Here is a 4,187-nt window from a genome sequence, read left to right as displayed (position 1 = left end):
AGCAGTCCGGACACCCCACCCCGGAGGACCGTCACCGCACCCCGACAGCCCCGCGCAGCGGCCCCGCCCGCCGCAGGCGCAACGGCGAACAACTCCCACGGCGGGACAGCCGGCAACGTGGGAAGCCGCCCCGCCGCAGGCGCACGGCGGGAAAGCCGACAACGTGGGAAGCCAGCCAAGCGCAGCGGACCGGCTAAAAGCGAAGCGCCCCCCGCAACCAGTGGAAAGACGCCTTCCGCGTCCGCGCCAGCGTCATGGGGTCGACATGCACGAGGCCAAATCGCTGCGCGTATCCCTCGGCCCATTCGAAGTTGTCGAGCAGGGTCCAGACGAAGTAGCCGCGGACGTCGGCGCCGGCTTCGATCGCCCGGTGCAGTGCCCGCAGGTGCCCGTCCAGGAAGGCGATCCGCTCGGTGTCGTCGATGCCGTCGTAGGAGCAGCCGTTCTCGGTGATCAGGATCGGCGGCAGGCTCGCCCCGTACCGGTCGCGGAAGGACAGCAGCAGCTCGGTGAGCGCTTCGGGGACCACCGGCCAGTCGAAGGCGGTCCGCGGGTAGCCTTCGATCTTCCGCGGGGAGAAGGGGAGTTCGGGCGGCAGCGCGATCCCGGCGAAGTCGGCGGGGCCGGCCGTGTCCGGGAGCGGGGCGCCGATCCGGGTCGGCTGGTAGTAGTTGATCCCGTACCAGTCCAGCGGTGCGGAGATCACCGCCAGGTCGTCGGCGACCGGGCCCGGCAGCAGGGCCGCGAGTCCGTCGTCCGGGTAGCGGCCGAGCAGCAGCGGGTCCGCGAAGAGCCGGTTGAGGAGCAGGTCGTAGAGGTCGGCGGCGGCCGTGTCGGCCGCGGAGTCGGACGCCGGCCAGGTCGGGCCGTGCGAGTTGGCGATGCCGATGCCGGTGGCGCCGCGGGCGCGCAGCGCCTGGACGGCCAGGCCGTGGCCGAGCAGAAGGTGATGGGCGGCGGGCAGTGCGTCGAAGAGCAGGGCGCGGCCGGGTGCGTGCTGGCCCAGACCGTAGCCGAGCAGGGTCAGCTCGGCCGGTTCGTTGAGGGTGATCCAGCGCTCCACCCGGTCCCCGAGCCGGGCCGCCACCGCGTCCGCGTACGCCGCGAAGTGCTCGGCGGTGTCCCGGGCGAGCCAGCCGCCGCCTTCTTCCAGGGCCTGCGGGGTGTCCCAGTGGAACAGCGTCGGCACAGGCGCGATCCCGGCCGCCAGCAGGGTGTCCACCAGCCGGTCGTAGAAGTCCAGCCCGGCTCCGTTGACCGTACCGGCGCCGTCCGGCACCACGCGCGGCCAGGCCACCGAGAAGCGGTACGCGCCGACGCCCAGCTCCTCGATCAGCGCCACGTCCTCGCGGTAGCGGTGGTAGTGGTCGGTGGCCACCCGGGCGTCGGACCCGTCCTTGATGTGCCCGGCCTGTGCCGCGAACACGTCCCAGGTGGACCGCCCCCGCCCGTCCTCGTCCACCGCGCCCTCGATCTGCGGGGCGGAGGTGGCGACTCCCCAGAGGAAGCCGTCGGGGAAGCGGGGGAGGGGCGACGACGCCGGCACGGTGGTCATGGGCGGGATCCTCGTAACCGCCGGTAATGTCTGTCAAGGTGTGGGTGGGGCAGGGGAGTTGGTCGGCCGGTGCGCGCTATGCGCCTTCGTTCAGTAGCCGCGTGATCAGCTGCCGCTGGTCCTCGGTGAGGTGGGGGTCGGCGCAGTGGACCGTCTTCCCGTCGACGGTGATCTCGTAGCGGAAGCCGTCCGGCACCCCGGGCGGGGGCACGGGGTGGGCGTCGGCGACGGCCCGGTGGGCGAGGGCCTGCCAGTCGGCGGCGTCGGGGCGGCCGTCGGTGTCGACCTCGGCGCGGCGCTCGATGCCGGCGAAGCCGCCGGTGCGCCGGATGTGGATACGCATACCGGGCTCCTACCCCGCGGGGCGGCGGTAGTCGTGCCGAGGGGCGGGAACGGCACCCGGCCGCCCCGCCCCGCGGGCGCCGGGCTACTTCTTCCCGGTCACCCCGACCTGCGACCACGCCTTGACCATCGCGTCGTGCTCCGCGCCCGCGCCGTAGCGCGCCTGGGCGGCCTGGACGGTGAGCGCGGCGAAGTCCGCGAACTGGGCGTTCTTGGCCAGGTGGCCGCCGGTGAGCACGTCGTACCAGACCTGGCCGGCCCGTTCCCACGCCTTGCCGCCGAGGGCGCTGGCGGCGAGGTAGAAGGCGTGGTTGGGGATGCCCGAGTTGAGGTGCACCCCGCCGTTGTCGTCGGTGGTCTTGACGTATCCGTCCATCGTCGCGGGCTGCGGGTCCTTGCCCAGCTGGGGATCGTCGTACGCGGTCCCGGGCGCCTTCATGGAGCGCAGGGCCTTGCCGTGGACGCCGGGGGCGAGCAGGTCCGCGCCGATCAGCCAGTCGGCCTGGTCGGCGGTCTGGCCGAGCGCGTACTGCTTGATCAGCGAGCCGAAGACATCGGAGATCGACTCGTTGAGGGCGCCGGACTGGCCCTGGTATTCGAGGGCGGCGGTGTACTGGGTGACGCCGTGGGTCAGCTCGTGGCCGATGACGTCGACGGGGATGGTGAAGTCCCGGAAGAGCCGGCCGTCGCCGTCGCCGAAGACCATCCGCTCGCCGTCCCAGAAGGCGTTGTCGTACTTGACGCCGTAGTGGACGGTGGCGTCCAGCGGCAGGCCCTTGCCGTCGATGGACTTGCGGCCGTATGCCTTCAGATAGAACGCGAAGGTGGCGCCGAGGCCCGCCTGGGCGCGGTTGACGGAGGCGTCCTTGGAGGGGCCGTCGGACTCGGCGTGGACTTTGGTGCCGGGGAGGTTCTGCTGGTGGCCGGCGTCGTAGATGGTGCGGTGGGGCTGGTCGGCGGCGGCGCGGGCCTCCTTGGGGGCGACCGAGCGGCCGGCGAGGTCGGTGCGCCGGGTGCGGTGCGCGGCGTCGTGCTCCAGGGTGCTGCGGGCGGGTCCGTGCAGCTCCGGGTCGTCGGAGTCGGCGAGGTTGCCGAGGATGTGCGGCGGCACGATCGTGCAGAAGGCGGGCGTGGTGGGGGCGGTGCCCTTCCGGGTCACGTTGTGGTCCATGGACAAACGGTGGCACTGTGTAATCCGCCTGTCACTGCCGTTGGGCGAGATTCCCGAAAACGTGTGGTCGGTCGCATTTTCTCCGCTCTGTCCCTCCGGTCCCGCATACTGATACGCGTCCGCCGGATCCCACCGACCTCGGCTAGGGTGCTGCACATCATGCGTTTCGGGCTGCTTCTCCTTAGCTGCCGCGGCGAGGGCCTGTAGTCGTAGGCCGACCCCCTCCCCGCGGGATCTGGTGCTGCGTTCGACCGTCGGCCGTCCTTACGGATCTCCCGAGGAGCCCTACGCAATGTCGCAGCCTGTCGGCCGCCCCACCCCGATCACCAACGCCACCCGCACGCAGCAGCCGTCCGGGATGCCGATCCACAAGTACCGCCCCTACGAGGCCGTGGACATCCCCGACCGCACCTGGCCGGACGGGCGCATCACCCAGGCCCCCCGCTGGCTCTCCACCGACCTGCGCGACGGCAACCAGGCGCTGATCGACCCGATGTCGCCGGCCCGCAAGCGCGAGATGTTCGACCTGCTGGTGCGCATGGGCTACAAGGAGATCGAGGTCGGCTTCCCGTCGTCCGGCGAGACCGACTTCGCCTTCGTCCGCTCCATCATCGAAGAGGGCGCGATCCCCGAGGACGTGACCATCTCCGTCCTGACCCAGGCCCGCGAGGAGCTGATCGAGCGGACCGTGGAATCGCTGGTCGGTGCGCGGCGCGCCACCGTCCACCTCTACAACGCCACCGCGCCCACCTTCCGCCGGGTCGTCTTCCGCGGCTCGAAGGAGCAGGTCAAGCAGATCGCCGTGGACGGCACCCGGCTGGTGATGGAGTACGCCGACAAGCTGCTCGGCGACGAGACGGCCTTCGGCTACCAGTACAGCCCGGAGATCTTCACCGACACCGAGCTGGACTTCGCGCTGGAGGTCTGCGAGGGGGTGATGGACGTCTGGCAGCCCGAGGAGGGCCGCGAGATCATCCTCAACCTGCCTGCCACCGTGGAGCGTTCGACGCCGTCCACGCACGCCGACCGCTTCGAGTGGATGAGCCGCAACCTCTCCCGCCGCGAGCACGTATGCCTGTCGGTGCACCCGCACAACGACCGCGGTACCGGGGGGGGGGG

General features: G+C 71.6%; 3 protein-coding genes and 1 pseudogene. 1 reads left to right on the top strand and 3 read right to left on the bottom strand.

Annotated features, from left to right (window positions below):
- Nucleotides 1–193: 193 nt before the first annotated feature.
- From ACO1BR_RS09035 to ACO1BR_RS09025, 3 genes are all read right to left on the bottom strand, one after another.
- Complete coding sequence (locus ACO1BR_RS09035) at nucleotides 194–1,555, bottom strand: GH1 family beta-glucosidase (protein ID WP_426794499.1); 1,362 nt, start codon at nucleotides 1,553–1,555, stop codon at nucleotides 194–196.
- 76 nt (nucleotides 1,556–1,631) lie between these two features.
- Complete coding sequence (locus ACO1BR_RS09030; protein ID WP_426794498.1) at nucleotides 1,632–1,898, bottom strand: protealysin inhibitor emfourin; 267 nt, start codon at nucleotides 1,896–1,898, stop codon at nucleotides 1,632–1,634.
- 84 nt (nucleotides 1,899–1,982) lie between these two features.
- The gene (locus ACO1BR_RS09025; protein ID WP_426794497.1) at nucleotides 1,983–3,068 is read right to left on the bottom strand and encodes a M4 family metallopeptidase; all 1,086 of its coding nucleotides are present in this window, start codon (nucleotides 3,066–3,068) and stop codon (nucleotides 1,983–1,985) included.
- Nucleotides 3,069–3,360: 292 nt separating this feature from the next.
- Here ACO1BR_RS09025 and ACO1BR_RS09020 point away from each other — a divergent pair.
- Nucleotides 3,361–4,187 (top strand): annotated as a pseudogene (locus ACO1BR_RS09020) (2-isopropylmalate synthase); the annotation flags it as partial.

The sequence above is a fragment of the Streptomyces sp. YGL11-2 genome (assembly GCF_050054615.1).
Classification (GTDB): Bacteria; Actinomycetota; Actinomycetes; order Streptomycetales; family Streptomycetaceae; genus Streptomyces.
Note: the sequence above shows the minus strand (reverse complement) of the source record. Positions and strands in the feature narration are given on the sequence as shown.

Bases quoted from the DNA above. Each gene is read 5' to 3' on its own strand.
- ACO1BR_RS09035 (WP_426794499.1), bottom strand. From the start codon at position 1,555: ATGACCACCGTGCCGGCGTCGTCGCCCCTCCCCCGCTTCCCCGACGGC.
- ACO1BR_RS09030 (WP_426794498.1), bottom strand. From the start codon at position 1,898: ATGCGTATCCACATCCGGCGCACCGGCGGCTTCGCCGGCATCGAGCGC.
- ACO1BR_RS09025 (WP_426794497.1), bottom strand. From the start codon at position 3,068: ATGGACCACAACGTGACCCGGAAGGGCACCGCCCCCACCACGCCCGCC.